Source organism: Streptomyces sp. 15-116A, assembly GCF_025290915.1.
GTDB lineage: Bacteria > Actinomycetota > Actinomycetes > Streptomycetales > Streptomycetaceae > Streptomyces.
Window position 1 is genome coordinate 1 of sequence record NZ_JAOCQE010000501.1, and the last position, 2,091, is coordinate 2,091.

At 69.7% G+C, this 2,091-nt stretch carries 3 protein-coding genes; all 3 read left to right on the forward strand.

Going from position 1 to position 2,091, the window contains the following annotated elements; all coding sequences use genetic code 11:
• Nucleotides 1–61 precede the first annotated feature (61 nt).
• Nucleotides 62–376 (forward strand): DUF6112 family protein, encoded by a 315-nt coding sequence (locus N4P33_RS34890; RefSeq protein ID WP_006143162.1) that lies wholly within the window; start codon nucleotides 62–64, stop codon nucleotides 374–376.
• Nucleotides 376–1,071: a hypothetical protein gene (locus N4P33_RS34895; RefSeq protein ID WP_260830923.1), complete on the forward strand. Its 696-nt coding sequence runs from the start codon at nucleotides 376–378 to the stop codon at nucleotides 1,069–1,071. Before N4P33_RS34890 ends, N4P33_RS34895 begins: the two co-directional genes overlap by 1 nt.
• A 37-nt stretch (nucleotides 1,072–1,108) precedes the next feature.
• Nucleotides 1,109–2,091, forward strand: a 983-nt coding sequence (locus N4P33_RS34900) for an ATP-binding protein (protein WP_260830924.1), incomplete at its 3' end; no start/stop codon positions are given.

Genomic DNA, 2,091 nt, shown 5'->3' on the forward strand with positions numbered 1-2,091 from the left:
CTTCCCCTCCCCCCGCCGGCCCCTCGTCTGGCCCGCGTATGCAAGGAGCCCCGCCACACCTATGTCCCTCCCTCTCGCAGACCGCGTCATCCAGCTCGCCTACGACCCAGGGATCTCGCCCAAGGGCGGCGGCCTGCCCGGGCTCAGCGTGCTGAAGAACGTCGTCAACTCGATCAACATGTTCGGGATCATCGCCGTCGTCGGCGCCCTCGCCGTCTCGCTCGGCGTGTGGGCATGGGGGCACCACACCGGCGGCCACCAGGCCGAGGCCAACGGCAAGAAGGGCGCCGTCGTCGCCGCGGGCGCCGCCCTCGGCCTCGGCGCCGCGAACGGAATCGTCGCGTTCTTCTCCACCCTCGGCTCGCAGGTCCACTGATGCGGAACCGATTCACCACCCTCTCGCTGACCTCTTACGGCGTCGGCTGGTCGGCCAACCGACGCATCGCCATCGTCGCTCTGGTCGTCACCGTCCTGCTCACCATCGCCGCAGCCGTCGCCTGGCTGTCCGGCAGCGGCAACGCCCACCGGGATCCGACCGCTGCCGGGCCAGCCGCGACGCACAGCCCGTCCTCCTCCGAGGCCCCCGCCCCGAAACCCGAGGCTGACGCCGGTTCCGTGCCCAAGCCGCCGCAGATCTCCGAGCCGGTCGCGTACGCCAAGGCAGCAGCCCAGATGCTGTGGTCCTACAACACCCGCGACACCAGTCACGACCAGCAGCTCGCCGGCATGCGCGAGTGGATGACCAAGGAGCCCACCTACGCCGACTGGGCGTCCATCTCCGGCCAGGTCCCTGATCCGTTGCTGTGGTCGCGGATGGCCGGCCAGGACCAGCACGCCACCGCCCGCGTCACCGAAGGCCACTACCCGGGCGCGTTCAAGCAGGCCCTCGCGGAGGACCCCTCGGCGATCACCGAGGCGTACATCTACGTCGTCACCGTCAACGGCAAGCAGCAGATCGCCTGGAAGAAGGGCGGCGGCGGAGCCGAGGACCGCGCCGTGACCCTCGCCGTGCAGTGCCGCCCCGGCCACGACTGTGCCCTTGCCGCCATCGCTCCGAGCGTCACGCAGTGACCCGCGCCTGACACGAGATAAGGAGGAGTAATTCCCCGTGGGTTTCTGTGATTACCCCCTGGCGGACAAGCTCTGTGCCGTCGGCGACGCGGTCGATTTCGCCTCGGACCCTGGCAAGGCCATCGGTGACTGGATGGCGAAGTCCGCAGGTGAGCTAGCTGCGGCAGCGGCCGACTTGGCCGCCAAGGCGGTCAACACCACCACGAGGGTCGACCTGAACGCCGGATGGTTCCGCGACAACTACGAGATGCTGCTGCCGTTGGGCCTGGTCCTGCTGGTCGCCACCTTCTGCGCGCAGCTCGTCCGGGCCGCCGTCAGACGCGACGGACAAGCCCTCACCCAGGCGTTCACCGGCACCATGTCAGGGGTCCTGTTCGCGTTCTGCGCCATCGCCCTGACCACGGTCGCCGTCGAAGTCGTCGACGCCGTCAGCGACGGCCTGTTCAAGACCGCGCACCTGAGCATCGAGTCGGCCGTGCGCCGCATCGTGAAGGTCAGCCAGATCGGGTCCCTGGCCGGACTCGGCTGGCTCGTCCCGGTCGTCGTCGGTCTCGGCGCCGCCATCGGCGCCTTCCTCTACTGGTGCGTGATGATGGTCCGCAAGGTCGGCATCCTCGTCATGGTCACCCTGGCCGTCTTCGCGTCCGCCGGCGGCGGCTGGGAAGTCGCACGCCGCTGGCGCAAGGGCTGGATCGAAGCCACCGCCACCCTCGTCGTCAGCAAGCTGCTGATGACTGTGATCTTCGTGCTCGGCATCGCCGCCATGGGCAAGACCGACGCCACCGACGGCATCGCCGCCCTCGCCGACGTCATGTCCGGCATCGTGATCATGATCCTAGTGCTGCTGTGCCCCTATGCCGTCTTCAAGTTCGTGCACTGGGCGGCCGACGGCACCGACGGCGAGTCCATCCACCGCGCCGGCGGCGCAGGAGCGCAGATCGCCAAGGCCCACGCCGAGAACGCCGCCCGCAAGGCCGCGGCAGCAGCCGCCACCGCCGGAACCGGCGGCGCAGCAGCCGG

Excerpts from the sequence above, each read along its gene's own strand:
- N4P33_RS34890 (WP_006143162.1), top strand. The coding sequence starts at position 62 with ATGTCCCTCCCTCTCGCAGACCGCGTCATCCAGCTCGCCTACGACCCA.
- N4P33_RS34895 (WP_260830923.1), top strand. The coding sequence starts at position 376 with ATGCGGAACCGATTCACCACCCTCTCGCTGACCTCTTACGGCGTCGGC.